The following is a 26,356-nucleotide window of genomic DNA, read 5'->3' as shown; positions in this document are numbered from 1 at the left end:
AGCGCGCGGGCAGGGGCTAACGTGGTGCGGATGGGGATCGGTGAGCTCGACCGGGAGGCGCACGTGGCCGAAGCATCTGGCGCCGCCGCGGCGCCGCGCACGCTCGCGGAAGCGCTGCGCGCGCGGGGCGACGACGGCCTGGCCGCGCTGCTGCGCGCCCGGCCTGACCTCCTGGGCCCCGTGCCGAACGACCTGACGCAGCTGGCGACCCGGGCCGGTACGCGCGGTTCCGTGATCCGGGCGATCGAGCGGCTCGACCGCTTCTCGCTCCAGACGGCCGAGGCGCTCGCCGTGGCCCCGGACCCGACGCCGTACTCCGTACTCCTCGCGCTGGTCGCCGGCGACGAGGGCGAGCCGGAGATCGAGGCGGCGCTGCCCGCCGCCGTCGCCCTGCTGCGCGAGCAGGCGCTCGTGTGGGGCGAGGACGAGCGGCTGCGGCTCGTCCGGACCGCGCGGGAGCTGCTCGCGCCGTCGGCGCAGCACCCGTCGCCGACGGGGCTCGGCCCGACGGTCGCGGAGGCGACGTCCGGGATGTCGCCGGGCCGGGTGCAGGAGATCATCGCGGCGGCCGGTCTGACGTCGACGCACGACCCGGTGTCGGCGGTGGCCGCGCTGACGGGGCTCTTCACCGACCGGACGCGGATGGGCAAGCTGCTCGACACGGCGCCGCCGGAGGCGCTGGCCGTCCTGGACCGGCTGGTGTGGGGTCCGCCGTACGGGGAGGTGACGGCGAACCCCGCGCCGCCCGTGCGCTGGCTGCGCGACCGGGGGCTGCTGTTGCCGGTGTCGCCGCGGACGATGGTGCTGCCGCGTGAGGTGGCGCTGCATCTGCGGGGCGGGCGGGCGCACCGGGCGCCGGAGCCGGTGCCGCCGGAGCCCGTGGTGGGGCGTGATTACCGTCCACAGGTTGTGGACAGTGCCGCGGCCGGGCAGGCGTACGTGGCGCTCGCGACGGTCGAGGAGTTGCTGAAGGCCTGGGACCGGGGCGGCCCGCCGGTGCTGCGCGCGGGCGGACTCGCGGTGCGGGACCTGAAGCGGATCGCGGCGGCCCTGGACGTGTCGGAGCAGATCGCCTGCTTCTGGCTGGAGCTCGGGTACGCGGCGGGGCTGCTCGCCTCGGACGGCGAGGCGGACGAGCGGTACGCGCCGACGCCGGCCTACGACGACTGGCTGGACCTGCCGCCGGCCGAGCGGTGGGCGCGGCTCGTCACGCCGTGGCTGACCGCGACCCGTACGTCCGGTCTGGTCGGCGGCCAGGACGCGAAGGGCCGTACGCTCTCGGCGCTCGGCCCGGACCTGGACCGTTCGTCGGCCCCGGAGGTCCGTCACCGGGTGCTGATGCTGCTCGCGACGCTCCCGCCGGGTGCGGCGGCGGACCCCGAGTCGCTCCTGGCCCGGCTGCGCTGGGAGCGCCCGCTGCGGGGCGCCGAAGGCACGGCCGGCGCGGTCGGCGCGGGCGCGGTCTCGGGGGGCGCGGCCGATCTGCGGTCCCGGATCGCGCGGTGGACGCTGGAGGAGGCCGAGCTGCTCGGGCTCACCGGGCGCGGCGCCCTGTCGGGCCCGGCCCGCGCGCTGCTGAACCTGCCGCTGGCCGAGGCGGCGTCGCCCGCCGAGCCGGGCGGCGGGGTGGAGCCGGCGGTGGCCGCGACACGGGCGGCGACGCTGCTGGCGCCGCTGCTCCCGGAGGCCGTCGACCACGTCCTCCTCCAGGCCGACCTGACGGCCGTGGCGCCGGGGCCGCTGCGGCGGCCGCTCGCCGACGCGCTGGGCGTCCTCGCGGACGTGGAATCGAAGGGTGGCGCGACGGTCTACCGGTTCACGCCCGGCTCGGTGCGGCGCGCGCTCGACTCGGGCCAGACGGCGACCGACCTGCACGAGTTCCTCGCGAAGCACTCGACGACGCCCGTCCCGCAGCCGCTCGCGTACCTCGTGGACGACGTCGCGAGACGCCACGGCCACCTCAAGGTCGGGGCGGCGTCCGCGTACGTGCGCTGCGACGACGACACGGTCCTCGGCGAGATCCTGGCCGACCGGCGGTCCGCGCCGCTGGGGCTGCGGCGCCTCGCGCCGACGGTGCTCGCGGCGCAGACGGACCCGGTGTCGCTGCTCGACGGGCTGCGGTCGATGGGGTACGCCCCGGCGGCGGAGTCGGCCGAGGGCGACGTCCTGATCGCCCGCGCGGACGCGTACCGCACCCCGGCCCGTACGGCCCCGGTCCCGGTCCCCGACGGCCCGCCGTCCCCGGACGACACGCTCCTCGGGGCGGCGGTCAAGGCGATCCGGGCGGGCGACCGGGCGGCCACGGCGGTCCGCAAGGAACCCACGACCCCGACGACCGCAGGCACCCTCCCCCGCACGTCGGCGGCGGAGACCCTGGCCACGGTCCAGGCGGCGGCGATGACCGGCTCGGCGGTCTGGATCGGCTACGTCAACGCGGAGGGCGCGGCGAGCCAGCGGGTCATCGCCCCGGTCCGCGTGGAGGGCGGCTTCGTGACGGGCTACGACCACACGGCCGACGAGGTCCGCACGTACCCCCTGCACCGGATCACGGGCGTGGCGGAACTGGCGGACGACCAGGTCTGACGCCGGCATCGCGCCGACCACCGTGCATCAGGCAGACTGGAGGATTGGCCGCCGCCTTCGGAGCGGCCCGGGAAGGACTGATCGCGCGTGAATGGGCCCCTCATCGTCCAGAGCGACAAGACGCTGCTCCTGGAGGTCGACCACGAGCTCGCCGAGGTGTGCCGGCGGGCCATCGCGCCCTTCGCGGAGCTGGAGCGGGCGCCCGAGCACATCCATACGTACCGGCTGACGCCGCTCGGGCTGTGGAACGCGCGGGCCGCCGGGCACGACGCCGAGCAGGTCGTCGACGCGCTCGTCGAGTACTCCCGGTACCCCGTGCCGCACGCGCTGCTCGTCGACATCGCCGAGACCATGGACCGGTACGGGCGGCTCACGCTCTCCAAGCACCCCACCCACGGGCTCGTCCTGACCAGCACCGACCGGCCCGTCCTGGAGGAGATCCTCCGGTCGAAGAAGGTGCAGCCGCTGGTCGGGGCGCGGATCGACGAGGACACCGTCGCCGTGCACCCCTCCGAGCGCGGGCAGATCAAGCAGACGCTGCTCAAGCTGGGCTGGCCCGCCGAGGACCTCGCCGGGTACGTCGACGGGGAGGCCCACCCCATCGAGCTCGCCGAGGACGGCTGGACCCTGCGGCCGTACCAGCGGCAGGCCGTCGACGGCTTCTGGCACGGCGGTTCCGGGGTCGTCGTGCTGCCCTGTGGTGCGGGGAAGACGCTGGTCGGGGCGGGCGCCATGGCGGAGGCCAAGGCGACGACGCTGATTCTGGTGACCAATACCGTCTCCGCCCGTCAGTGGAAGAGCGAGCTCGTGAAGCGGACCTCGCTCACCGAGGACGAGATCGGCGAGTACAGCGGGACGAAGAAGGAGATCCGGCCCGTCACCATCGCCACCTACCAGGTCCTCACGACCAAGCGGAAGGGCATCTACCCGCACCTGGAGCTCTTCGACTCCCGGGACTGGGGCCTCGTCGTCTACGACGAGGTGCATCTGCTGCCCGCGCCCGTCTTCAAGTTCACCGCCGATCTGCAGGCTCGGCGGCGGCTCGGGCTGACCGCCACGCTGGTCCGGGAGGACGGGCGCGAGTCCGACGTGTTCTCGCTGATCGGGCCCAAGCGGTTCGACGCGCCGTGGAAGGAGATCGAGGCGCAGGGCTACATCGCGCCCGCCGACTGCGTCGAGGTCCGGGTCAATCTGACCGACTCCGAGCGGCTCGCGTACGCGACGGCCGAGCCGGAGGAGAAGTACCGCTTCTGCGCGACGACGGCGACGAAGCGGAAGGTGACCGAGGCCCTGGTGAAGAAGTTCGAGGGGCAGCAGATCCTCGTCATCGGGCAGTACATCGACCAGCTCGACGAGCTCGGCGAGCATCTGGACGCTCCCGTCATCAAGGGCGAGACGTCGAACGCGCAGCGGGAGAAGCTCTTCGACGCGTTCCGTACGGGTGAGATCAGCGTGCTCGTGGTGTCGAAGGTCGCGAACTTCTCGATCGACCTGCCGGAGGCGACGGTCGCGATCCAGGTGTCGGGCACCTTCGGGTCCCGGCAGGAGGAGGCGCAGCGCCTGGGCCGGGTCCTGCGGCCGAAGGCCGACGGGCACCAGGCGCACTTCTACTCGGTGGTCGCGCGGGACACCATCGACCAGGACTTCGCGGCGCACCGGCAGCGGTTCCTGGCGGAGCAGGGGTACGCGTACCGGATCGTCGACGCGGACGAGCTGCTGGCCCCGTAAGGGTCGTTCCTCAGTCCATCAGGGCGAGGAACGGGCCCGCGATCGCCAGGCAGTACTGGGCGGTGACCAGGGCCCGGCGGGGCACGATCAGGGCCGCCACGCCCGCCACGGCTCCGGCGGCCAGGGCCCAGAAGCCGGCCGCGATGAAGACGCCGCCGACGCCGTCGCCCCCGACGGCGTCGCCGAGGGTGATCATGAAGGTGGCCACCAGGCAGGCCAGGAGGAGCAGCAGGCCGAAGCCCGCTGTGACGCGCAGGGTGAAGGCGGTCGGGCCGGGGGTGTCCGTGGTGCTGGTCGTCGTCTCCATGTCCTGATCACATCAGGGGCGGTGGAACGGCCACCAGGCGTTCGCGTACTCAGTCGGGGCCGGGTGCGTACTCAGGGCGCGGGTCCCTGACGCCGGCCCCGGGCGGGCCGTAGTCGCCGAGGAGGACGACGCCGGCCGCCGCGCCGCCGAAGGCGCGTACCGCGCGTATCGCGTGGAACGCGGCGGCGAGGGGGCGGGTGCGGGGTCGGGGGACGGTGGTCACGAGGGTGAAGGTCGTCGCGGTCATGTCTCCATGATGGAATCCGGACATTCCGAACACATCGGCCTGGGGGTGGAATCGGGGTCCCCCTTACGTCGGACCCCGACCCCTACGGGTCCACGGGGGTGAAAACGATTCGCCCCGCGCACCCGCACGGAGTTACACTCGCCAGCTTCCCCGCCTCCCCTGTGGAGAGCCGCCGCCCGGCCGGAAACCGGCGGCCACCTCGTCGTGTCCGTGTATCCACCTGCCCGGAGGCTTCACCGTGCCCGTTTCCGACCCCGTTGCCGACCCCGCCTCCGGCCCCGCTTCCGGCCCCGTTGCCGAGCCCGCCTCCGGCCCCGTCGCCGAGCCCGCCTCCGGCCCCGCTTCCGGCCCCGCGCTCGATCCCCTCGCGCGCGAGCGCGCCCATCTGACCTCCTCCCGCGCCGCCCTCCGCGCGATGCGCGAGGACGTCGAGGCGCTCGACATCAAGGACGTCACGGCGAACTGGGTCAACTCCCTGGTGCTCGGGCGCCAGATCGAGGACCGGATCAAGGCACTCGCGGACCTCGCCGACACCCCGCTGTTCTTCGGCCGCCTCGACTACCTGCACACCACGCAGGAGGGGCAGCGCTTCTACATCGGGCGGCGGCACGTCCATGACGCCGACGGCGACCCGATGGTGATCGACTGGCGTGCGCCGGTGTCGCAGCCGTACTACCAGGCGTCGAAGAAGGACCCGCAGGACGTGGGGCTGCGGCGGCGCTTCGGGTACACGGCCGGCGACCTCACCGCGTACGAGGACGAGCACCTCTCCGACCCGGCGGAGCTGGAGACGACGAGCCGGCTGCTCCAGGCGGAGATCGAGCGGCCCCGCGTCGGCCCCATGCGGGACATCGTCGCGACGATCCAGCCGGAGCAGGACGGGATCGTCCGCTCCGACCTGTCCGGGACGGTGTGCGTGCAGGGCGGCCCCGGCACCGGCAAGACGGCCGTGGGCCTGCACCGTGTCGCGTACCTCCTCTACGCGCACCGGGAACGGCTCGCCCGCACCGGCACCCTGGTCATCGGGCCGAACCGGTCATTCCTCCACTACATCGAGCAAGTTCTCCCGGCACTCGGTGAGTTGGAGGTCCAGCAGGCGACCGTCGACGACCTCGTCGCGCATGTCGAGGTGCGGGGGACGGACGAGGCGGCGACGGCGGTCGTCAAGGGCGACGCCCGGATGGCGGAGGTGCTGCGGCGCGCGGTCCGTTCGCACGTCGCGATGCCGAAGGAGTCCCTGATGGTGGTGCGCGGCTCGCGCAGGTGGCGGGTGCCCGCGTACGAAATCGAGGAGATGGTACGGGAGTTGCTCGACCGGGACATCCGGTACGGGGCGGCCCGTGAGGCGCTTCCGCAGCGGATCGCGCACGCGGTCCTCGTGCGGATGGAGGAGGCCGGCGAGGCGCCCGACGACCGGGTGCAGAACGCGGTCGCGCGGAACACGGCGGTGAAGGCCGTCGTGAAGGAGTGCTGGCCGCTGGTGGAGCCCGCGAAGCTCGTCCTGCGCCTGCTCGGCGACGCGGAGTTCCTGGCGGAGCACGCCGAGGGGCTGTTCACCGAGGACGAGCAGAAGCTGCTGCTCTGGGCGAAGCCGGCGCGGAGCGTGAAGTCGGCGAAGTGGTCGGCGGCGGACGCGGTGCTGATCGACGAGACCCGGGACCTGGTCGAGCGGACGCACTCGCTCGGGCACGTGGTCCTCGACGAGGCGCAGGACCTGTCCCCGATGCAGTACCGGGCGGTGGGCCGCCGCTGCACGACCGGCTCGGCGACGGTCCTCGGCGACCTCGCGCAGGGCACGACCCCCTGGGCGACGGAGAGTTGGGCGCAGGCGCTCGGGCACCTGGGCAAGCCGGAGGCGGTCGTGGAGGAGCTGACGGCCGGTTTCCGTGTGCCGCGCGAGGTGATCGCGTACGCCTCGCGGCTGCTTCCGCACATGTCGCCGGGGCTCGCGGCGGTGGAGTCGGTCCGGGAGAACCCGGGCTCGCTGGCCGTCCGGCACACGGAGGACCCGGAGGAGCTGGACGCGGCCGTCGTCGCCGCCTGCGTCGAGTCCCTGGCCCACGAGGGCTCGATCGGCCTGATCGCCGCCGACGCGCGGATCGCCCCGCTGGCGGAGGCGCTGACGGCGGCCGGGCTCGCGTACCTCTCCCCCGGCGAGGAGACCACCGCCGAGTCCCGGCTGACGCTGGTCCCGGCCTCGCTCGCGAAGGGCCTGGAGTACGACTACGTGGTCCTCGACGAGCCGGCGGCGGTCGTCGACGGCGAACCGGACGAGCGGACGGGCCTGCGGCGGCTGTACGTGGCGCTGACGCGTGCGGTGTCCGGCCTGACGATCCTTCACTCGGCCCCGGTTCCTGAGCAGTTGGGCACGCTGTGAACGTGGGCGCGACCGGTTCTCTGCATCACGTCGAGCTGTGGGTGGGTGACCTGGCCCGCGCCGAGGTGAGCTTCGGCTGGCTCCTCGGCGCCCTCGGGTACGCGCCCTTCCAGCGCTGGGAGGGCGGCCGCAGCTGGGCGCTCGGCTCCTGCTACCTCGTCGTCGAGCAGTCCCCGGCCCGCACGGGGGACGCCCACGACCGGCTCCGTCCGGGGCTGAATCACCTGGCGTTCCACGCGGGCGACCGGGCCGCCGTCGACGCGCTCGCGGCCGAGGCGCCGGCGCACGGCTGGCGGCTGCTGTTCGCCGACCGGCATCCGTACGCGGGCGGCGAGGGCCACTACGCGGCGTACCTGGAGAACGCGGACGGGTTCGAGGTCGAACTCGTCGCCGCAGAAGCCCCCTAGCGGTTGGTGGGCCTGGTCGTCAGGAGGCGGAAGCGCATGCCGTGCCGGGCGTACAGCCGCCAGAGTTCGGCCGTCGCGATCAGCGTGGTCGCGGCGGCGCCGCCGAGGGGCAGCAGGACCGGGTCCTCCGGCCAGCGGGACAGCGGGAGGAAGACGTCCTGGAGGGCGAGCTCCCAGGAGAGTGCCACGGTGATCAGGGCCGGGAGCGCCGGGTGGATCTCGACCGTGCGGAACATGTGGCGGGAGACCGCCGGGACCGCGAAGCAGAGGAACGCCATGCCGCGCGCCACCCCGTAGAGGCAGACGAGGATCCCGGCGATGACGAGGACGGGCTGCCCGTCGACGGTCGTGGAGAGGGCCACGGCTGCCGCCACGCTCCCGACCGCGAGCACGAGATGGCCGAGGAAGGCCCCGGCCGCCGTGAGGGGGCCGCGCAGCCGTTCGCCGAGGCGGCCCTGCGTCGGCGGCCGGACGATCAGGAAGTACGCGGCGGTCACGAGCGGCGCCGTCAGGAGGAGCAGGAACGGGACGAGGAGCAGCCGGATGCCGCTGTCCCGTAACCAGAGCACGATGAGGTTGCCCTCGTTCACGACGAGGGGCCACTTGACCACGAGTGCGACCGCGATGCCGCCCCAGAACCTGAGCCTCTGGAGGATCAGGACGGGGACGTCCCGCAGGACCGCCTCCTCGCGCGGCTCCATCCAACGCCGCACCAGGACCCGGTCCTTGTGCTTCTTCGGGACGTTCACGGCCCCCGTCATGCGCCGGATTGTGACAGCGGGGGCCGGTGGACGACAGCCTTCCGGGGGCTTGCCCGGTGTTCCGGTTACTTCGGGTCGCGGTTGAACTGCGCCGTCGACCAGCGGTAGCCGAGGGCGGTGAGGCCGACGCACCAGGCGAGGGCGAGCCAGCCGTTGTGGCCGATCTCGGTGCCGAGGAGGAGGCCGCGGAGGGTCTCGATGGCGGGGGTGAAGGGCTGGTACTCGGCGATCGGCCGGAACCAGCCCGGCATCGTGTCGGCCGGGATGAAGGCACTGGAGATGAGCGGCAGGAGGATCAGCGGCATCGCCATGTTGCTCGCCGCCTCCGGGTTCGGGCTGGCCATGCCCATGCCGACCGCGATCCAGGTGAGGGCCAGGGCGAACAGCGCGATCAGACCGAACGCCGCCAGCCACTCCAGGGCCGTGGCGTCCGTGGACCGGAAGCCGATGGCCACGCCGACGGCGCCGACGAGGACCACGCTGGCGACCGACTGGAGCACGCTGCCGACGACGTGCCCGACGATCACCGAGCCGCGGTAGACCGCCATCGTGCGGAAGCGGGCGATGAGGCCCTCGGTCATGTCCATGGAGACGTACACCGCGGCCCCGATCACGGTGCTGCCGACGGTCATCAGCAGGATGCCCGGGACGATGTAGGCGATGTAGTCGGAGCGGTCGGCGCCGCCGCCGGCGATGCCCGCGCTCATCACGTCGCCGAAGATGTAGACGAAGAGCAGCAGCATCATGATCGGCGTGAGCAGCAGGTTCAGCGTCGCGGACGGGTAGCGCCAGGCGTGCAGCAGATTGCGGCGCAGCATCGTGTGCGAGTCGCGGACGGCGAGGGAGAGAGCACTCATCGGGCGTCCTTCCTGGGCTGGTGGGGGACGTTGCCTCCGCTGGTGAGGGCGAAGAAGACGTCGTCGAGGTCTGGGGTGTGGACGGTCAGTTCGTCCGCCTCGACGCCGACGGAGTCGAGCCAGTCGAGAATGGAGCGCAGTTCGCGCTGACTGCCGTCGCTGGGGATGGACAGGGACAACGCCTCGTCGTCCCGAGTGACCTCGCGCAGAGCGTCGGCCGCGGACTGGTACGCGGTCGGGTCGGTGAAGCGGAGGCGGACGTGCCCGCCGGGGACGAGGCGCTTGAGCTCCTCGGCGGTGCCTTCGGCGGCGATCTTGCCGTCATTCAACACGGCGATGCGGTCGGCGAGTTCGTCGGCTTCCTCCAGGTACTGGGTGGTGAGGAAGACGGTGACGCCGTCGGAGACGAGGCCGCGGATGATGCCCCACATGTTGTGGCGGGAGCGGGGGTCGAGCCCTGTCGTCGGCTCGTCGAGGAAGATGATCCGCGGACTGCCGACCAGCGTCATGGCGAGGTCGAGGCGGCGCTTCATGCCGCCGGAGTACGTGGAGGCCGGCTTCTTCGCGGCGTCCACCAGGTCGAAACGCTCCAGGAGTTCGGCGGCGACCCGCCGCCCCTCGCGCTTCGACAGGTGATGGAGGTCCGCCATCAGGAGCATGTTCTCCTCGCCGGTGATCAGACCGTCGACCGCGGAGAACTGGCCGGTGACGCCGATCGCGGCACGGACCGCCTGCGGGTCGGCCGCCAGGTCGTGGCCTCCGACGTGCAGTTCGCCGGCGTCGGCGGTGATCAGGGTGGAGAGGATCTTGACGGCGGTGGTCTTGCCGGCGCCGTTCGGGCCGAGGAGCGCGAAGACGGACCCGGCCGGGATGCGCAGGTCGATGCCGTCGAGCACGGTCGTGTCGCCGAAGGACTTGCGCAGACCGACGGCGGAGACGGCGACGGCCGGCGACGGGTGAACGCCACCCGTCTTGGGCGTGGGCATGACAAAGGCAGGCATGTGCCCTCCTCTTCGAAGGCTGAAGTCACGCGGAAGGTAGGAGAGTTGGCGGAGCCGGCGTTGTCGCGCGGCTACTCGCAGAAGATCTTCACGTTGGCCTCGGGGTCCTCCACGTCGACGACGATGTCGTCGAGGTGATCGATGAGTTCCTCAAGGTGCTGCGGCTTGAGCTCGGTGAGGTCGATCGGCACTCCCGACCGGCTGAGCTCCTCGTTGACCTTGGCCAGCGCCTGCGGAGGGAGGAGGCTGGCGAGCCGGACCCCGGCGCGCAGCAGCTGGAGCGGGACCCGGATGTTGACCCGGCTCGCCCCGTCGCCGCCGGTTTCGTCGGCGGCGTCGACGACCACGCGCAGGTACTTGGGCCGCGCCTTCGGGCGGGTCGAGGTGTGCGCAGGCGGCTCGGGCTGTTCTCGTTCGAGGGCTTCGATCAGGCGCTCGGCCTCATCCGCGGTGATCTTGCCCTCGGCCAGCATCTGCAGGACCTGACGGCGCTGCTCGTTCATGGAAAGCTCCTTGGGTCTTGTGCCTGATCCGGCTCAACTGACGCTTACCAGCACGGCCGTTCGGCCCTGCTCCAGCTCGAAGCGGGTGCCGGGCAGCGCCCACAGCAGTCGCGCGGTGCCGCGCAGTGCGCCCACCGGGCTGATCCGGGTGGCGAGGCAGGCGACCAGTCCGGCGAGTACGGCGAGCAGGAGGAGGGGGGACAGCAGCAGGAGGACCGGCAGCACCGGCACGTACAGCCGGCGCCTGCGGCCGTCGGAGCGGCGGTAACCCACCGTCACCAGCTGCGGGACCATCAGGACCCCTCCAGCTCGGCCAGTGCCTCCTGGGCACTGATCTCTCCGCGCCGCAGGCGGTCGACGACGCCGGCGGCGCCGGTGGGCGCCGGGTCGGTGTCGACGAAGTCGAGGTGCTCGGCGATCCGCTTCAACCGGGACTTGATCGTCGGGTAGCTCACCCCGAAGATCCGCTCCATCTCCTTGATCGAGCCGTGCGACCGGACGAAGGCGGCGACGAACACCTGGTCGTCGATGTCGAGTTGAGCCAGCTGCGGCGGCTCGAACTGCCCCTCGATCGCGATCCCGCTGCCGGTGAGACGGACCCGCTCGACGACGAACGGCTGCCCTTGCGTCAGGTCAGTCAGTTCCTGCCAGTCCATCCTCGGCTCCCTTGCCCTCGACGACGAGCCTGCGATGGTTCATTTGTACATTGAGTTTTTTAAGATCGCAACGCCAGAACCTTAACTTTCTCAAGACTCGACTTTAAACCGCAGGTCAGCGGGCTACCGTGAACTCCGGCAGGGCCTCCGACCAGGTCCGGTGGGCGACGGCGGCCAGGACCGGGTTCGTCACGCGGTAGTAGTGCTCGGTCACCAGGCCCCAGCACAGGGCCCAGCCCCGGCCGCGCGCCCAGGTCGCGTCGTCGACCCCCGCGGCCTCCCGGAAGAGGGGGCGGGTGGCGGCGGTGAGGAGGGTCCAGGCGGGCATCGTGTCGCAGGCCGGGTCGCCGACGCCCAGGCCGCCGAAGTCGATGACGGCGCTGAGGCGGCCGTCGCGGCCGAGGAGGTTGCCGGGGAGCAGGTCGCCGTGGACCCAGACCGGCGCCCGGTCCCACTGCGGGAGCGCGAGGACGGACTCCCACGCGGCGGTCGCGAGCTCCGCGTCGACGGTGCCGTCGGCGCCCAGGTCGCGGAGCGCGCGCGGCATGTGGCCCTCCTCCCAGTCGGTGACCGGGCCGCCGCGGAAGGAGGCCGGGCCGCCGGTCGCGTCGACCGCGCGGAGCGCCGCGCCGAAGCGGCCCAGCTCGACGGCGGCGTGGGCGAGGTCGGCGAGCGGCGCGTCGAAGGCGTCGGCGCCGTCGAGCCAGCGGTAGACCGACCAGGGCAGCGGGAACTCCGCGCCGCCCTCGGCCCGCCCCACGGGGACGGGCACGTCCAGCGGCAGGTGCAGGGCGAGGAGCGGCAGCCAGCGCTGCTCCTTCTCGACGTGCCGGGCCGCGTACGGGACGCGGGGCAGGCGGACGACGAGGTCGTCGCCGAGCCGGAACATCGCGTTGTCCGTGCCGGCCGAGTCCACCGCCCGCACCGGCAGGCCGGCCCATTCGGGGAATCGTCCGGCGACGAGACGCTCGACGAGCGCGGTGTCGATGTCGAGTTCGTCGGGTTGCATCTTGCTGGTGGCTGCCATGGCGGGGAGGCTAACGATCCGGCCGCACCCCCGGCCACGCGTTTACGAGCGGGGCCGGGGTGCCGGACGTGCGCGCACGCCCCACACCCCGGCCCCACGTGACGCCTTTACACGTCCGTACGCGTCCTCACATGTCCGTACGCGTCCTCACGCGTCCGTACGCGTCCGTACGCGTCCTTACGCGTCGTCCTTACGCGTCGTCCTTACGCGTCGACGGCCTCGCGCCAGGCCCGTACCGCGTCCGCCGAGACGGGGGCGGCCCAGCCCTGGGGGCGGGCCGCGCCGCCGATGTGGAAGGCGTCGAGGCCGGCCGCGCGCAGCTCGGGGAGGTGGTCGAGGCGCAGGCCGCCGCCGACGAGGATCCGGGCCTCGTAGCCCAGCTCGCCCGAGCGGGCGGCCTCGGCCTTGAGGGTGGCGAGGCCGTCGTCGACGCCGGTGGCGGAGCCCGCCGTGAGGTAGGTGTCGAGGCCCGGCAGGTCGGCGAGCCGCTTGCGCAGCCCGTCGCGGTCGGCCGCCCGGTCGACGGCCCGGTGGAAGGTCCAGCGGGCGCCGTCGAGGACGGCGATCAGCCGCTCGACGGCGACCAGGTCCGGCTCGCCGTCAGGGGTGAGGAAGCCGAGGACGAACTCGTCCGCACCGGCCTCGCGGAGCTCCGCGGCCCGGGCGACGAGGGCGTCGATGCCGTCGGGGCCGCCGGCCGAGAACCCGTCGGTGAGGCGGAGCATCACGCGCAGCGGGATGTCGACGGCGGCGCGGATGGCGGCGAAGCCGGCCCTCGACGGGGTGAGCCCGTCCGCCGCCATGTCGGTGACGAGTTCGAGCCGGTCGGCACCACCGACCTGGGCAGCGACCGCGTCTTCCTCGTCGAGGGCGATCACCTCAAGGACTGCACGGTTGCTCATCGCTGCCCATTCCTCCATGAATGACGGCTACAGGTCTAGTCCAATGACCAGACTAGCCGTGCGTGTGCTCTCCCGCATCGTCCGTGGCATCACCGGCTGCGGGGACGGTCGCCTCGGGTGCCGGCGCGGTCGCCTTCGCGGCGCCCGCGGTGACCGTGAAGGCCGCCGTCCGGACCTTGCCCTCGTGCTGGAAGTCGAGGAACAGACGGTACGTCCCGGCGCTGGGCGCCGTCGCGGTGAAGGAGACGTCCGGGCCGGGACCCCCCTCGTTCGGGTGCACGTGGAGGTAGGCGAGGTCGCCGTCGCGCAGGGCGACGAGGTGTCCGTACGCCCCGAGGTAGGGCTCCAGGTCGGTGACGGGCTTGCCGGCCTTGGTGACGGTGAGCTTGAGCTCGCCGGCCTTGCCCGGGTCGAGCGTGCCGCCGAGGCGGACCTGGTAGCCGTCGACGGCCGCGGTCGGGACGACGGCCGGCAGGGGCTTCGGGGCGTACGCGCCCGGTACGGCGAGGTCGGCGCCGAGCGTGACGCCCTTGGCGCCGGGGGCGGCGGGCTTGAAGTCGGCGAAGGCCTTGTAGCCGCCGGCCGCGGGCAGGTCGACGGGGGTCGTCCAGGTGCCGTCCGCGGCCTTCACCGGGTGCAGGTGGCGGAAGGTGTTGAGGTCGCGCGAGGCGACGATGAAGTGCAGTTCCTTGCCGTGCTCGGTGGTGAAGGCTGTGACCTTCTTCCCGGCCGCGTCCTTGATCGAGAACTTCAGGACGCTCTTGCCGGTGGCGGGGGTCGGCGTCTCCAGGGCGAGGGTGTAGCCGCCGTCGGAGACCTGGAGTCCGCCGGGGAGGTTCGCGGCGGCAGCGGCGGGCGTCTCCGCGGTCGCGCCCTCCTCGTGACCGGCGTGGCCGTCGGCCGCGGCCGGGCTCTTCGAGGGGGCCTGGCCCTCCGAGGGGGCCGCGGCGTGGTCGCCGTGCTCGGCCTTCTTCGGCTCCTCGACGGGGCCGACACCCTTGCCGACCCCGTACGCGGCCCCGAAGGTCGCGGCGAGCGCGGCGGCATAGGCAGTGATCTTCACACCGGTGTTCATGGCTGCTCTCCCGATACGTGGGGTGGGTGCGCGGGGGTGGCGCGGTAACCGTTCGATGCACTTCACCATACCCCTGGGGGGTATCAAGTCAAGCCGGGGATCCGCTTGCGCCGGATACCGCCGGGGGGTATACATGGACTCACAACCGGATACCCCCCGAGGGTATCCCGGTCCGGAGGAACCGACCGAGGAGGAAGCCATGGGCTCCTGCTGCACCCCTGACAACAGCTGCTCGACCAACGCCACCGACACGACCACGGTCGCGATCGCCGAGAGCACCGCGACCGTCTACGCCGTCTCCGGCATGACGTGCGGCCACTGCAGGACCGCGATCACCACGTCCGTCAGCGCGCTCGCCGGCGTCATCGCCGTGGACGTCGACGTCAACGGCGGCCTGGTGACCGTCACCACCGGCGGCGAGCCGGACGACGCCGCGATCGCCGCCGCCGTCGACGACGCCGGTTACGAGCTGACCGGCCGCGCCTAGGGCCTCCCCGGCGGATCAGGGCCGGACGGGCCCTCGGCCGCCCCACCTCGGCCGCCGGGACCCGCCCACCACGCCCGGGTCCCGGCCCCCGACCCCGTACTCACGAGGAGCAGTACTCATGACAACGACGACACCTGGCACGGCTCAGGTCGAGCTCGCCATCGGCGGCATGACCTGCGCCTCGTGCGCGGCCCGTATCGAGAAGAAGCTCAACCGCATGGACGGGGTCGAGGCCACCGTCAACTACGCCACCGAGAAGGCCAAGGTCACCTTCGACGCCGACATCGACGTCGCCGCCCTGATCGCGACCGTCGAGGCCACCGGCTACACCGCCGCCGAGCCCGCGCCGCCGAAGAGCGAGACGCCCGGCGCCCCCGAAGGGCCCTCCGACGAGGAGAAGGCCGACGCGGAGCTGCGGCCCCTCAAGCAGCGGCTGGTCACCGCCGTCGCGCTCGCCGTCCCCGTCATCGCGATGGCGATGGTCCCGGCGCTCCAGATCGAGTACTGGCAGTGGCTGAGCCTCACGCTCGCCGCGCCGGTCGTCGTCTACGCCGCCTGGCCCTTCCACAAGGCCGCCTGGACCAACGCCAAGCACGGCGCGGCCACCATGGACACCCTGATCTCCGTCGGCACGATCGCCGCGTTCCTCTGGTCGCTGTGGGCGCTGTTCTTCGGGACCGCCGGTACGCCGGGGATGACGCACGCCTTCGAGTTCACCATCGCCCGTACCGACGGCGCCGGGAACATCTACCTGGAGGCCGCGGCGGGCGTCACCGCCTTCATCCTGGCCGGCCGGTACTTCGAGGCCCGCTCGAAGCGCAAGGCGGGCGCCGCGCTCAAGGCGCTGATGCAGCTGGGCGCCAAGGAGGTCACCGTCCTGCGGGGCGGCCAGGAGGTCACCGTACCGACCGCCGACCTCCAGGTCGGGGACCGTTTCCTGGTCCGCCCGGGCGAGAAGATCGCCACCGACGGCACCGTCGTCGAGGGTTCGTCCGCCGTGGACGCCTCCATGCTCACCGGCGAGTCCGTGCCGGTCGAGGTCTCCGTCGGCGACTCCGTCACCGGCGCCACCCTGAACGCCGGCGGCCGGCTCGTCGTCGAGGCCACCCGCGTCGGCTCCGACACCCAGCTCGCCCGCATGGCCAAGCTCGTCGAGGACGCGCAGAACGGCAAGGCCGCCGCCCAGCGCCTCGCCGACAAGATCTCGGCCGTCTTCGTCCCGATCGTCATCGCGCTCTCGCTCGGCACGCTCGGCTTCTGGCTCGGCACCGGCCAGGGGCTCACCGCCGCCTTCACCGCCGCCGTCGCCGTCCTGATCATCGCCTGCCCCTGCGCCCTCGGCCTGGCCACCCCGACCGCCCTCATGGTCGGCACCGGCCGCGGCGCCCAGCTCGGCATCCTGATCAAGGGCCCCGAGGTCCTGGAGACCACCCGCAAGGTCGACACGATCGTCCTCGACAAGACCGGCACCGTCACCACCGGCCGCATGACGCTCATCAAGGTCCACACCGCGGAAGGCGTGGACGAGACCGACGTGCTGCGGCTCGCGGGCGCCCTGGAGCACTCCTCCGAGCACCCGATCGCCCAGGCCGTCGCCACCGGCGCCGCCGCCAGGGTCGGCACGCTCCCCACCCCCGAGGACTTCGCCAACATCCCCGGTCTCGGCGTCCAGGGCGTCGTCGACGGCCACGCCGTCCTCGTCGGCCGCGAGAAGCTCCTCGAAGAGTGGGCCATGGCCCTCCCGGCGGAGCTCAAGACCGCCAAGGACACCGCGGAGAAGGCCGGCAAGACGGCGATCGCCGTGGCCTGGGACGGCGAGGCCCGCGCGGTCCTCGAAGTCGCCGACGCCGTCAAGGAGACCAGCCCCGAGGCCATCCGGCGGCTGCGGGCCCTCGGGCTCACCCCGATCCTGCTCACCGGCGACAACAAGGCGGTCGCCGAGGCCGTCGCCGCCGAGGTCGGCATCGACGAGGTCATCGCGGAGGTCATGCCGCAGGACAAGGTCGACGTCGTCAAGAAGCTCCAGGCGGAGGGCCGTTCGGTCGCCATGGTCGGCGACGGCGTGAACGACGCCGCCGCGCTCGCCCAGGCCGACCTGGGCCTGGCGATGGGCACCGGCACGGACGCCGCCATCGAGGCCGGCGACCTGACCCTCGTACGGGGCGACCTGCGGGCCGCGGCCGACGCGATCCGGCTCTCCCGCAAGACCCTCGGCACGATCCGGTCGAACCTCTTCTGGGCCTTCGCCTACAACGTCGCCGCCCTGCCGCTCGCCGCGGCCGGACTGCTCAACCCGATGATCGCGGGGGCCGCGATGGCCTTCTCCTCGGTCTTCGTCGTCGGCAACAGCCTGCGCCTGCGCGGCTTCCAGGCCGCCGACCGCTGACGCACTCCCTTCCGCGCCAATCTCCGAGGAGCCCGCCGTGGCCGGTTACGGACAGCACAAGGAAGACATCATCAGACGCCTCAGGCGCATCGAGGGCCAGGTCAGGGGGGTGCAGCGGATGGTCGACGAGGACGTGTACTGCATCGACGTCCTCACCCAGGTCTCCGCCATCAACGCGGCCCTCCAGTCCTGCGCGGTGGCCCTCCTGGACGAGCACCTCAGCTGCTGCGTCACGGAGGCGATCGCCCAGGGCGGGGACCAGGCGAAGGTGAAGGTGGGCGAGGCCTCGAAGGCCATCGCCCGGCTCATCCGGAGCTGACGGAGCAGGCCTCCCAGCAGGCCTCCCAGCAGGCCTCTCAGCAGGCCTCGAAGGAGCGCGGCAGTATCAACCGCCCTTGCGCGAAGGGCACTCAGCGGACAGCGTGATGCTCAGGCGGAGACAGAGCCCGAGCACCTGCCGGAGGAGCACCAGCTCCGCCGAACCGGGAAGACCGGGACCGCAGAGCTTCACGCAGGGGCGGTTTCTCATGAGGCCGCTCGTGAGGGTGGTGGTGAAGGTGCTCGTGAGGGTGGTCAGGGGGCCGGTCACGGAGGCGCTCAGGAAGGTCGACATCCCGCCACCGTACCCCTGGGGGGTATACCTGAGCGAGGGAGGCGGCCCGTACGATGAGCCGCCCAGGGGGAAGGGGATCCACGTGCGCCGGCTGGGAGAGCTGGAGGCCGAGATCATGGACCGGTTGTGGGCCTGGCAGCGGCCCGCCACTGTCCGCGAGATCGTCGACGACATCAATCGGGGACGCCGGGTCGCCTACACGACCGTCATGACGGTGGCGGACATCCTGCACCGCAAGGGCTGGCTGCGCCGCGAGAAGGCGGGCCGGGCCTGGCTGTACGAGCCCGTCCGCAGCCGCGAGGAGTACACCGCCGGCCTCATGCGGGACGCCCTCGGCGACAGCCAGGACCGGCCCGCCGCCCTGCTGCGGTTCGTCGAGGTCATCTCGGACGAGGACATGGCCGCCCTGGACGCGGCGCTCCGTGCGACCCGGGGCGGCGGCCCCGGCCACCCCGGCGCGGGCGGTGACGCGTGAACCACCACGCCCTCGTCCCGCTCGGGCTCGTCCTCCTCACCGGCTTCCTCGTGCCCTGGTTCGTCGCCCGGGCCCGCTGGGCCCAGCAGGTGCCCCGCCTCGCGCTCGCCGTGTGGGCCGCGTGCGGCGCCGTCTTCACCGCCGCGACCGCCCTGCTGCCCGCCCAGCTGGTCCTGTCCGGCGAGAGCAGCCACCGCCTCACCGACATGGTGCTCACGCTCCGACTCCCCACCTCCGAGCGGCTGTTCGCCCTCGAAGGCCGCGAGCAGCTCGCCGTCGCGATCGCCCTCACCGTCGTCTCGCTGCCCGCCGCCGCCTTCGTACGGCGCCTGGCGCGGGCCCGGCGGGTGCGCGTGCGGCACGCCGGGGTGCTGCGGCTCGTCGGACGGTACGACCCCGACCTGCGGGCCACCGTCCTCGACGACGACCGCCCCGCCGTCTACTGCCTGCCGGGCCGCTCGCGCCGCGTGGTCGTCTCCTCCGGGGCCGTGCACGCGCTGACACCCGCCCAGCTCGCGGCGGCCCTCGCGCACGAGCGGGCGCACATCGCGGGGCGGCACCACCTCCTCGTCGCCGCGGCGGAGGCCTTCACGGCCGTCTACCCGCGCCTCCCGCTCGCGCGGCACGGCGGGACGTCCGTACCACTGCTGCTCGAAATGACCGCGGACGACCGGGCGTTGCGGCGATGCACGCGCGACGCGCTCGCCACGGCGCTGTACGCGCTCGCCTCCGGAAGGGCGCCGCGGTCCGCCTTCGCGGCGGGCGGCCCGTCGGCGGCGCTGCGGATGCGGCGCATCCTCACCCCGTACAGCGCGGGACACCCCGTCCTGCGCGGGCTGTTCACCATCGCGTCGGCGGCGCTCGTGATGATGCCGCTGATCGTCGCCTGCTGTTCCTTCCCCGGCTAATTTGCTCGCTTCACCGTCCGACCCTCCGAACACCGTTATTTACTAAGCGAATTCGTAGATTTCGCATCGGTCACGGGCAACTTAATTCACGGCTATTGTGGGTATGTTGGGGCTCTGGCTCGGCACGTCGAAGGGTACGAAACCTATGCAGCTGGCTGGCGTTCGAACGGCCGCGGCCGGCGATGCGACGACGATATCCAGGCTGCTCGCGGACGTCATTCGGAGCAGCTACGCGGGAATTCTGGACGAAGTCCCGATGCGACGGCTGATCTCGGCCCAATGCGCACTCCCCCGCATACGCGCGGAAATTGAAATTCCGGGCGGCGCGCCCGGTTGGCTCGGCTGGCTCGTCGCGACCGACCCCGAGGGCGCGGTCGTCGGCGTCGCCGCGGGCGGGGTGCCGGTACCGGGCGAGGGCGAGGTGTACGCGCTGGCCGTGGCGGACGGATCCCGCCGCCGCGGAGTGGGTACGGCCCTGCTGGCCGCCGCCACGGACCGGATGCGGAGCTACGGCGCGCACGACCAGCGGGTCGAACTCCCGGCGGAGACGGACCCGGCGCTCCCCTTCTACACCCACCAGGGCTTCGCGCCCCTGGGCCCCACGCGCTGGAGCAGGAAGGTCTGACGCGCCGCGCCTTCCCCGGCGCAGGCCCGCGCGACCGCCGCACGGACGGTCGCGACCGTCGAACTCGCTTCCGTGACCGTCGAACTGACGGTCGTGGCAGATCCACGCCATCGCGTGTTCACGCAGCCCGATCCGGTGGATCGGCGCTCCCCGCCAGGTCAGGATGGGTCCAGCGGCGCGGTCCCGGCGGCACGGGAACCTCGTCCGGACGGCATGGACCGAGCGAGCCCCTGGAGGAGCGATGCACACACCGAGCGGCATTTCCCTGCCCGTCGTGCCCGCAGCGTTCGCTCCGGTCCTGCCGTCCCGATACGACCGGGAGCGGGAGCCCGCCCCCGGGGCCGGCATCAGGATCAAGTCCGACACCCTGCCCGGGCTCGAATCGGTCTCCCCGGCCGACGAGAACTCCGTCTGGCTGCACGACGCCCTGCTCGGCCCGCACAGCGCGGACATCGTCCGGTACCTCAGCCTCGCCCGCTCCACCGGCGGACCCGTTCTGGACCTCGGCTCCGGCGCCGGGCGGCTCGCCGTCCCGTTCGCCCGGCACGGCTTCGCCGTGGAAGCCGTGGACCGGGACGCCTCGGCCCTCGAGCGCCTCGAAGGCTGGGCCCGCCGGATCGGCCCGCAGGTCGCCGGGCTCGTCGTCACCCATCGGGCCGACCTCACCGAGCTGCGGCTCGAAGGGAGTTACCGGCTGGCGCTCCTCGCGGGCGCGATGGTCACGGCCGTCCCGCCCGCGCACCGGCCGGAGCTGCTGCGCGAGGTCGCCTCCCACCTGGAGACGGGCGGGGCGCTCGCCCTCGACTACACGGCGCACCAGCTGCCCGGACTCATCGCGGAGCCGCGGCGGACCTGGGCGTTCCAGGTGCCGCGCTTCGACGGGATCGACGAGTGGGTGGTGGCGCGGCAGGTGTTCGACCTGCCGTCGATGAGCGAGCGGATCACGTATTACACGGCCCGCACCGGCAAGCTCTCCACCGAGCGGGTCGTGCTGACCACCGACAAGTGGATCGTGGATCCGGAGCGGCTCGCGGCGGAGCTGCACTCGGCCGGCCTGCACATCGAGGGCCGGCGGCGCCACCGGATCGACGACCGGACCGAGAGCGTGCTGCTGGTGTGCAGGACGGACGACTGACGGACGGGCCGCCGGTGTACGGGCGCGTGACGTACGGGCGCGTGGTGCACGGGCGCGTGGTGCACGGGCGCGTGGTGCACGGGCGCGTGGCGTACGGGCGCGTGGTGCACGGGCGCGTGGTGCACGGGCGCGTGGCGTACGGGCGCGTGGTGCACGGGCGCGTGGTGCACGGGCGCGTGACGTACGGGCCACGGGCGGAAGGCCGACGGACGGCCGACAAGCGGCCGAAGAGCGCCTGACGCGCTTGACGAGCAAGAGGTACGATGCCAACAAAAGTTTGAGCCGACCAGGTGGCGGGCGGAGAAGATGGCAGTCGCGGAAGAGCTGACGGGCCGCGAGGCGGTGATCCAGCGCCTGCGCGACGTCGGGCTGCGGGTCACGGGCCCGCGCCTGGAGGTGCTCACGGTGCTCGCCGCCGGCGGCCATCTCGACGTCGAGGCGATCACCACGACCGCGCGCGAGCGGCTCGGCACGCTGACCAGCCAGGCCGTGTACGAGATGCTCCGGCACTTCCAGGAGACCGGCCTGGTCAGCAAGTTCGACCGCCCCGGCCTGCCCGCCGTCTTCGAGATCTCCGGTCCCGCGCACCAGCACGCGCTGTGCGTCACCTGCGGCCGCGTGGAGAACGTCGACGCGGCCGCGCCGAAGCCGCCCCGGGGCGCGCTGCCGGAGTGGCGGGTCGAGGACGCCGAGATCGTGTTCAAGGGCCTGTGCCCCGACTGCCGGGCGAGCGCCCCCGCCGCCTGAGCGGTTCCCGGCCCGTCTCCGCCCTCGCCCGCTCCTGCCCGCCGGCACCGCGAACCGTCCTGAGCTGCGGTCAACTCCGTGCGTGTCGTTCGAATGTATGGCAGGGTCTAGCGGGGCGATTCATGAGGATCCAGGGGGATCCGAGGGGAGTCTGCTGCGCCGTGTCCAGAAACACCGCCGTGGCCCGTACGGGCAGCGAACAGGCTCTCGCCGTCTACCAGGAACTCCGCGCCCGTCCGGGGACGACCTTCGACCAGGTCGCGGACCGGCTGGAGCTCTCCGCCGAGGAGCGGGAGCGATGTCGTGACGAACTCGCCTCCTTAGGACTGACCGCCCCCTCCCTCGACCCGAACGCGGTCGTGGACCCCGATGTCGCCCTGCTGCGGCTGCTGCGCCGGGAGCGCGACCGGCTCCAGGAACGCCTCGCCGCGACCAGCCGCGCGCACACCGCCCTCGAAGCCCTCGCCGGACCGTTTCTGCGGGCCGGGGCCACCCCGCGCGGCGAGATCGAGGTCGAGATCGTCGACGACCCCCACCGCGTACGCCGCAGCCTCGCCGAGCTGAGGGACTCCGTCCGGACGGCCGCGCACTTCATGCACACCGGCTCCGTACGCCGCGAGGAGCTGCCGGGCGAGCTGGCCCAGGACCGCCTGTGGGCCGACCGCGGGGTCCGGATCCGGGCCATGTACAGCCGGCGGGCCGCCTCGGTGCCGGAGATGGCGCAGCACCTGGAGGAGCGGGCCGCGCTGGGCGTGGAGATACGGTTCGCCTCCGTCGTGCCGATGAACATGGTCCTCGCCGACGAGAACTTCGCGCTCCTGCCCACCGATCCGCACGACCTGTCCTCCGCCGCGATCCTCGCGCGCGGCCCCGGCCTCGTCCGCTCCTATCTCGCCCTGTACGAGTACTGCTGGACGGCGGCCGCCCCGTACGGCGAGGAGGAGGCGCCGGAGAAGGGCGGCGACGGGCTCTCCGAGCAGCAGCGGGCGGCGCTGCTGATGCTCGCCTCCGGCATCAAGGACGAGCAGATCGCGCGCAATCTGGGGGTCTCGCTGCGGACGGTGAGCCGGTTGCTCTCCGAGGTGATGCAGGAGCTGGGGGCGGCGAGCCGTTTCGAGGCGGGCGTGAAGGCGGCCCGGCTCGGCCTGTTGGACGGCGACGGAGTCGAGCGGCCCTAAGGGCGGGATACCACCGGGGAGTTCGGATGACGCACGATGGATCCCCGACCGGTCGGACCGGTCGGATCGGCATGACGGACGGCCGCCCAGCCGTGTGACAGGGTGACGGCGGCGCGACTCGAGGGAACAGGGGGTCACTTCGCCTTGATCACCACCGGCGGCGGTACGGGTACGGGGAACGGGACCGAGTACTCGGGTACGGGGAACGGCACCGATCACCCGGAAGGCTCACCCGATGCTGTGGTGAACCTCTACCAGGAACTGCGCAGGCGCGGAGTGTCCAGCCTCGGCGAGGTGGGAGCCCAACTCCGGCTCTCCCCCGAGGAGTACGAGCGATGTCGGTGCGAACTGTCCGACCTCGGGCTCATCGTGCCGACCAATCCGGCCCAGCACGGCTCCCGCGGCGAGCTCCGGGCCGCCGGCGGCGGCGGTGACGGCGCCGGCGGTAACGGCGGTGGCCGGCCGCAGGCAAGCGGCGGCGACGGGAACAGCGAAGGCGACGGCGACACGGTCGCCGTGATCGACCCGGAGATCGCACTGCTCCGGCTGCTGCACCGGGAGCGCGAGCAGCTGCGTGAGCACCTCGACGAGGCGGACCGCGCGTACGACACCCTGGAGACCTTGGCGGGGGCGTTCCTGCGAGCCGGTTCGCTCACGCGGGCGGACGCGGATGTGGAGCTCCTCAGCGACTACCGCCGGATCCAGCAGGTCCTTGAGGACATCACGGACGTCATCCAGCACAGCCTGGCGTCGATGCACCTGACGTCGCTGAAGCGCGAGGTCGGGGAGCGGGTGCTGAGCCGGGACCGGCGACAGATCGAGAACGGGGTGCGCGTCCGCGCCATGTACAGCGACCAGGCCTGCGCCTCGCCCGAGGTGGCGGAGCATCTGCGGCGCCGGGTCGAGGCGGGGGTGGAGGTGCGGATCGCGTCGGCGGTCCCCATGCCGCTGATCATCGCCGACGCGCAGTTCGCGGTGGTGCCGGTCGATCCGGCCGAGCCGGCGGCGGGCGCGGTACTGGCCAGGGGTCCCGCCCTGGTCCGCTCGTACCTCGCGCTGTACGAGCACTGCTGGCACACCGCCCTGCCGTACGGGGACGGGTCCGCACCGGATCAGGGCGGCGACGGGCTTTCGGAGCAGCAGCGGGCGGCGCTGAGCATGCTCGCCTCCGGCATGAAGGACGAGAAGATCGCGCGCGGGCTCGGGGTGTCGCTGCGGACGGTGAGCCGCATGCTCTCCGAGCTGATGCAGGAGATGGGGGCGACGAGCCGGTTCGAGGCCGGGGTGCGCGCCTATCGGCTGGGCTGGGTCGACTGAGCGCGGGATTTCCCGCGGGCGGTTCGCCGGGGTGCCGGTGACAGAGACAGTGCCTGGCGCAAGGCGCAAGGCGCAAGGCTGAAGACGCAAGACTCAAGACTCAAGGCGCAAGGCGCAAGGCGCAAGGAAATGGCTGCGCGGCCGCCCTTTTCCAGGGCGGCCGCGCAGCCTTTCTTTCGGATTCCCGTCGACTCAATTGGCAGATATCGGCGCCGGGGGGATCTTGTCCCACTCGTTCCCGTTCGACGGGGACGGCGTGGGGGTGGGGGTCGGGGTGGCAGTGGTCCCGTCGGACGCGCCGTCCGCCACCACGTGCTGCGGGGCCGAGACCGCGCTCGGGGCCGTCGCCAGGGCCGCGCCGCCGGCGACGGCGAGACACGCTGCCGCGGCGAGGGCGAACTGACGGACGATCCGGCGAGTCCCCGTGGCGTGCTCAGCAGACATGATTCCTCCAGGAGTGGGAATGTGAATTCCGCCTTCCGGGGCCCGTGCCGCCGGGCGTTCCCTGAAGACATCTCCATTCTGTCCCCGCCCCGGAAACCGATCCAGGGATTCTCTGTGCGTGGACCCGCCATGGCGTGGATGCGTCAATACGCCTGCACAGCAACGGAATTGGCGGATCCGGAGCCTTCCATATCTTTGGTCGAACCAAAAGTGGTGCTAGACTTGAGCTACGGCCTTCTCGTTCCTCCAGGAGAGAGAGGCCGCCGGGGCAGGGGCGTGCCGCCGCCCCTGCCCCAACCCCTGACCCAGCCCCTCCGCCAACGCCCCCCGGTACACCTCGACGGTCCGGGCGGCGGAGGCGCGCCAGCTCATCCCGCGCGCGTGGCGGACCGCCGCCTCCCCCATCGACTCCACCGCCTCCGGGTGCGCCGCGAGCCACCGCAGCCGGCGCGCGTACTCCACCGGGTCGTGACCGTGCACCAGAAGCCCCGTCACCCCGTCCCACACCGCCGTCGGCAGCCCGCCGACCGCCGCCGCGAGCACCGGCGTCCCGCAGGCCTGCGCCTCCAGGGCCACCAGGCCGAAGGACTCGCTGCGCGAGGGCACCACCAGCACGTCCGCCGCCCGGTACCAGTCCGCCAGCTTCTCCTGCGGTACGGGCGGGAAGGCCCGCAGCACATCGGTGACGCCCAGCTCCCCCGCCAGCTTCCAGGCCGTCCCCTCCCGCGTCGCACCCGAGTGGCCGCCCACCACCGGCACCAGCAGCCGGCGGCGCAACTCCGGCTCCTGTCGCAGTAGTTCGGCGATCGCCCGGACGAGCACGTCCGGGCCCTTCAGCGGCTGTATGCGGCCGGCGTAGAGCGGGACGAACGCGTCGGCGGGGAGCCCGAGCCGGGCCCGGGCCGCCGCCTTGCCTCCCCCGGGGCCTTCGGCCCGGGAGGCACCCCCGGCGGGGCGGAAGGTCCGCAGGTCGACCCCGGGCCGTACGACCTCGGTGCGCTCCCCCGCCGCCCCGTACAGCGTGCGCAGCGCCTCCGCCTCGTCGGTCGTGTTGGCGATCAACCGGTCGGCGGAACCGACGACTTGGAGCTCGCCGCGGACGCGGAGCTCGGGCTCGGGGCTGTCGCCCTCGGCGAGCGAGGCGTTCTTCACCCGGGCCAGCGTGTGGGCGGTGTGCACGAGCGGGATCCGCCAGCCGACCGAGGCGATCCGGCCCGCCTGCCCGGAGAGCCAGTAGTGCGAGTGGACCACGTCGTAGCGCCGCTCCTCCTTCAGGAGCGCCAGCGAGAAGGGCACGACGAGGTCCGGCATGGCCTCCTTGGGCAGCGGCCCGCGCGGCCCGGCGTGCAGATGGCGGACCCGGACCCCCGGGGCGAGCTCGACGAGCGGGGGCAGGCCCTCGCCCCGGCAGCGGGTGAACAGGTCGACCTCCACGCCCAGTTCGGCCAGGGCGCGGGAGAGTTCGACCATGTAGACGTTCATTCCGCCGGCGTCCCCCGTCCCGGGCTGGTGGAGCGGGGAGGTGTGGACGCTGAGCATGGCGACGCGCAGGGACACGTGGAGCTCCTGTGGAGTGGGGCCACGTGTCCCTGCGCGTCGCTCGCGCGCGC

28 protein-coding genes are annotated in these 26,356 nt (G+C 72.8%); 14 read left to right on the top strand and 14 right to left on the bottom strand.

What is annotated here, in order from left to right; all coding sequences use genetic code 11:
- Positions 1 to 30 precede the first annotated feature (30 nt).
- Positions 31 to 2,583 (top strand): helicase-associated domain-containing protein, encoded by a 2,553-nt coding sequence (locus ACZ6K0_RS01295; RefSeq protein ID WP_469229101.1) that lies wholly within the window; start codon positions 31 to 33, stop codon positions 2,581 to 2,583.
- 87 nt (positions 2,584 to 2,670) lie between these two features.
- Complete coding sequence (locus tag ACZ6K0_RS01290; RefSeq protein ID WP_376395937.1) at positions 2,671 to 4,311, top strand: DNA repair helicase XPB; 1,641 nt, start codon at positions 2,671 to 2,673, stop codon at positions 4,309 to 4,311.
- 10 nt (positions 4,312 to 4,321) lie between these two features.
- Here the strand turns inward: ACZ6K0_RS01290 and ACZ6K0_RS01285 are convergent, their stop codons facing one another.
- Together ACZ6K0_RS01285 and ACZ6K0_RS01280 are read right to left on the bottom strand one after the other, a co-directional pair.
- Positions 4,322 to 4,618 carry a hypothetical protein gene (locus ACZ6K0_RS01285; protein ID WP_376395935.1) on the bottom strand — a complete coding sequence of 99 codons (297 nt, stop codon included), beginning with the start codon at positions 4,616 to 4,618 and terminating at the stop codon, positions 4,322 to 4,324.
- A 49-nt stretch (positions 4,619 to 4,667) separates the two neighbouring features.
- The gene (locus ACZ6K0_RS01280) at positions 4,668 to 4,865 is read right to left on the bottom strand and encodes a hypothetical protein (protein WP_376395932.1); all 198 of its coding nucleotides are present in this window, start codon (positions 4,863 to 4,865) and stop codon (positions 4,668 to 4,670) included.
- Between the two features lie 385 nt (positions 4,866 to 5,250).
- Between ACZ6K0_RS01280 and ACZ6K0_RS01275 the strand changes: the two genes are divergently transcribed.
- Positions 5,251 to 7,242, top strand: a complete 1,992-nt coding sequence (locus ACZ6K0_RS01275; RefSeq protein ID WP_469229659.1) for a HelD family protein — start codon at positions 5,251 to 5,253, stop codon at positions 7,240 to 7,242.
- Positions 7,243 to 7,244: 2 nt separating this feature from the next.
- Positions 7,245 to 7,649, top strand: coding sequence for a VOC family protein (locus ACZ6K0_RS01270; protein ID WP_469229098.1), 405 nt, complete (start codon positions 7,245 to 7,247; stop codon positions 7,647 to 7,649).
- Here ACZ6K0_RS01270 and ACZ6K0_RS01265 read toward each other — a convergent pair.
- The 9 genes from ACZ6K0_RS01265 to ACZ6K0_RS01225 all read right to left on the bottom strand — a co-directional run bounded on the left by ACZ6K0_RS01265 (position 7,646) and on the right by ACZ6K0_RS01225 (position 14,431).
- Positions 7,646 to 8,410 carry a hypothetical protein gene (locus ACZ6K0_RS01265; protein ID WP_376395926.1) on the bottom strand — a complete coding sequence of 255 codons (765 nt, stop codon included), beginning with the start codon at positions 8,408 to 8,410 and terminating at the stop codon, positions 7,646 to 7,648. The genes ACZ6K0_RS01270 and ACZ6K0_RS01265 overlap by 4 nt on opposite strands.
- A 65-nt stretch (positions 8,411 to 8,475) precedes the next feature.
- Complete coding sequence (locus ACZ6K0_RS01260; RefSeq protein WP_469229096.1) at positions 8,476 to 9,267, bottom strand: ABC transporter permease; 792 nt, start codon at positions 9,265 to 9,267, stop codon at positions 8,476 to 8,478.
- Complete coding sequence (locus ACZ6K0_RS01255; protein WP_469229657.1) at positions 9,264 to 10,253, bottom strand: ATP-binding cassette domain-containing protein; 990 nt, start codon at positions 10,251 to 10,253, stop codon at positions 9,264 to 9,266. The genes ACZ6K0_RS01260 and ACZ6K0_RS01255 overlap by 4 nt, the downstream gene beginning before the upstream one ends.
- 86 nt (positions 10,254 to 10,339) lie before the next feature.
- Complete coding sequence (locus tag ACZ6K0_RS01250) at positions 10,340 to 10,771, bottom strand: SHOCT-like domain-containing protein (protein WP_469229095.1); 432 nt, start codon at positions 10,769 to 10,771, stop codon at positions 10,340 to 10,342.
- 33 nt (positions 10,772 to 10,804) lie between these two features.
- Positions 10,805 to 11,065 carry a hypothetical protein gene (locus tag ACZ6K0_RS01245; RefSeq protein ID WP_469229093.1) on the bottom strand — a complete coding sequence of 87 codons (261 nt, stop codon included), beginning with the start codon at positions 11,063 to 11,065 and terminating at the stop codon, positions 10,805 to 10,807.
- Positions 11,065 to 11,427, bottom strand: coding sequence for a DUF2089 domain-containing protein (locus ACZ6K0_RS01240; RefSeq protein ID WP_469229091.1), 363 nt, complete (start codon positions 11,425 to 11,427; stop codon positions 11,065 to 11,067). Before ACZ6K0_RS01240 ends, ACZ6K0_RS01245 begins: the two co-directional genes overlap by 1 nt.
- Positions 11,428 to 11,542: 115 nt before the next feature.
- On the bottom strand, positions 11,543 to 12,454 hold the full coding sequence (locus ACZ6K0_RS01235; RefSeq protein WP_376395912.1) for an aminoglycoside phosphotransferase family protein: 912 nt from the start codon (positions 12,452 to 12,454) through the stop codon (positions 11,543 to 11,545).
- Positions 12,455 to 12,657: 203 nt separating this feature from the next.
- Positions 12,658 to 13,356: a copper homeostasis protein CutC gene (locus ACZ6K0_RS01230; RefSeq protein ID WP_469229089.1), complete on the bottom strand. Its 699-nt coding sequence runs from the start codon at positions 13,354 to 13,356 to the stop codon at positions 12,658 to 12,660.
- A 52-nt stretch (positions 13,357 to 13,408) separates the two neighbouring features.
- Positions 13,409 to 14,431 (bottom strand): hypothetical protein, encoded by a 1,023-nt coding sequence (locus ACZ6K0_RS01225; RefSeq protein ID WP_469229088.1) that lies wholly within the window; start codon positions 14,429 to 14,431, stop codon positions 13,409 to 13,411.
- 199 nt (positions 14,432 to 14,630) lie between these two features.
- Here ACZ6K0_RS01225 and ACZ6K0_RS01220 point away from each other — a divergent pair, with 199 nt between their 5' ends.
- From ACZ6K0_RS01220 to ACZ6K0_RS01210, 3 genes are all read left to right on the top strand, one after another.
- The gene (locus ACZ6K0_RS01220; protein ID WP_376395904.1) at positions 14,631 to 14,918 is read left to right on the top strand and encodes a cation transporter; all 288 of its coding nucleotides are present in this window, start codon (positions 14,631 to 14,633) and stop codon (positions 14,916 to 14,918) included.
- A gap of 118 nt (positions 14,919 to 15,036) precedes the next feature.
- On the top strand, positions 15,037 to 17,304 hold the full coding sequence (locus ACZ6K0_RS01215) for a heavy metal translocating P-type ATPase (protein WP_469229086.1): 2,268 nt from the start codon (positions 15,037 to 15,039) through the stop codon (positions 17,302 to 17,304).
- 37 nt (positions 17,305 to 17,341) lie between these two features.
- Complete coding sequence (locus ACZ6K0_RS01210; protein WP_376395898.1) at positions 17,342 to 17,623, top strand: metal-sensitive transcriptional regulator; 282 nt, start codon at positions 17,342 to 17,344, stop codon at positions 17,621 to 17,623.
- Between the two features lie 66 nt (positions 17,624 to 17,689).
- On the opposite strand, the gene ACZ6K0_RS01205 is transcribed toward ACZ6K0_RS01210, so the two are convergent.
- Positions 17,690 to 17,917, bottom strand: a complete 228-nt coding sequence (locus ACZ6K0_RS01205) for a hypothetical protein (protein WP_376395895.1) — start codon at positions 17,915 to 17,917, stop codon at positions 17,690 to 17,692.
- Between the two features lie 82 nt (positions 17,918 to 17,999).
- On the opposite strand from ACZ6K0_RS01205, the gene ACZ6K0_RS01200 reads away from it, so the two are divergent.
- The 7 genes from ACZ6K0_RS01200 (at position 18,000) to ACZ6K0_RS01170 (ending at position 24,302) form a co-directional block, all read left to right on the top strand.
- A complete protein-coding gene (locus tag ACZ6K0_RS01200) occupies positions 18,000 to 18,392 on the top strand; it encodes a BlaI/MecI/CopY family transcriptional regulator (RefSeq protein WP_376395892.1) in 393 nt (130 codons plus the stop codon).
- A complete protein-coding gene (locus tag ACZ6K0_RS01195; RefSeq protein ID WP_469229083.1) occupies positions 18,389 to 19,300 on the top strand; it encodes a M56 family metallopeptidase in 912 nt (303 codons plus the stop codon). The genes ACZ6K0_RS01200 and ACZ6K0_RS01195 overlap by 4 nt, the downstream gene beginning before the upstream one ends.
- A 256-nt stretch (positions 19,301 to 19,556) precedes the next feature.
- Positions 19,557 to 19,925: a GNAT family N-acetyltransferase gene (locus tag ACZ6K0_RS01190; RefSeq protein ID WP_376395886.1), complete on the top strand. Its 369-nt coding sequence runs from the start codon at positions 19,557 to 19,559 to the stop codon at positions 19,923 to 19,925.
- Positions 19,926 to 20,166: 241 nt separating this feature from the next.
- A complete protein-coding gene (locus ACZ6K0_RS01185) occupies positions 20,167 to 21,060 on the top strand; it encodes an SAM-dependent methyltransferase (protein ID WP_469574726.1) in 894 nt (297 codons plus the stop codon).
- A 306-nt stretch (positions 21,061 to 21,366) separates the two neighbouring features.
- A complete protein-coding gene (locus ACZ6K0_RS01180) occupies positions 21,367 to 21,807 on the top strand; it encodes a Fur family transcriptional regulator (RefSeq protein ID WP_376395880.1) in 441 nt (146 codons plus the stop codon).
- A 161-nt stretch (positions 21,808 to 21,968) separates the two neighbouring features.
- Positions 21,969 to 22,985 carry a LuxR C-terminal-related transcriptional regulator gene (locus ACZ6K0_RS01175; RefSeq protein WP_469229080.1) on the top strand — a complete coding sequence of 339 codons (1,017 nt, stop codon included), beginning with the start codon at positions 21,969 to 21,971 and terminating at the stop codon, positions 22,983 to 22,985.
- A 144-nt stretch (positions 22,986 to 23,129) separates the two neighbouring features.
- On the top strand, positions 23,130 to 24,302 hold the full coding sequence (locus ACZ6K0_RS01170) for a helix-turn-helix transcriptional regulator (protein WP_469229079.1): 1,173 nt from the start codon (positions 23,130 to 23,132) through the stop codon (positions 24,300 to 24,302).
- Positions 24,303 to 24,494: 192 nt separating this feature from the next.
- Here ACZ6K0_RS01170 and ACZ6K0_RS01165 read toward each other — a convergent pair whose 3' ends face one another.
- Entirely contained in the window at positions 24,495 to 24,746 is a 252-nt protein-coding gene (locus ACZ6K0_RS01165) for a hypothetical protein (protein WP_314612279.1), read from the bottom strand.
- 216 nt (positions 24,747 to 24,962) lie between these two features.
- Positions 24,963 to 26,285 carry a D-inositol-3-phosphate glycosyltransferase gene (gene mshA / locus ACZ6K0_RS01160; RefSeq protein WP_469229655.1) on the bottom strand — a complete coding sequence of 441 codons (1,323 nt, stop codon included), beginning with the start codon at positions 26,283 to 26,285 and terminating at the stop codon, positions 24,963 to 24,965.
- Positions 26,286 to 26,356 lie beyond the last annotated feature (71 nt).

The organism is Streptomyces sp. NPDC042346 (assembly GCF_055581845.1).
Note: the sequence above shows the minus strand (reverse complement) of the source record. Positions and strands in the feature narration are given on the sequence as shown.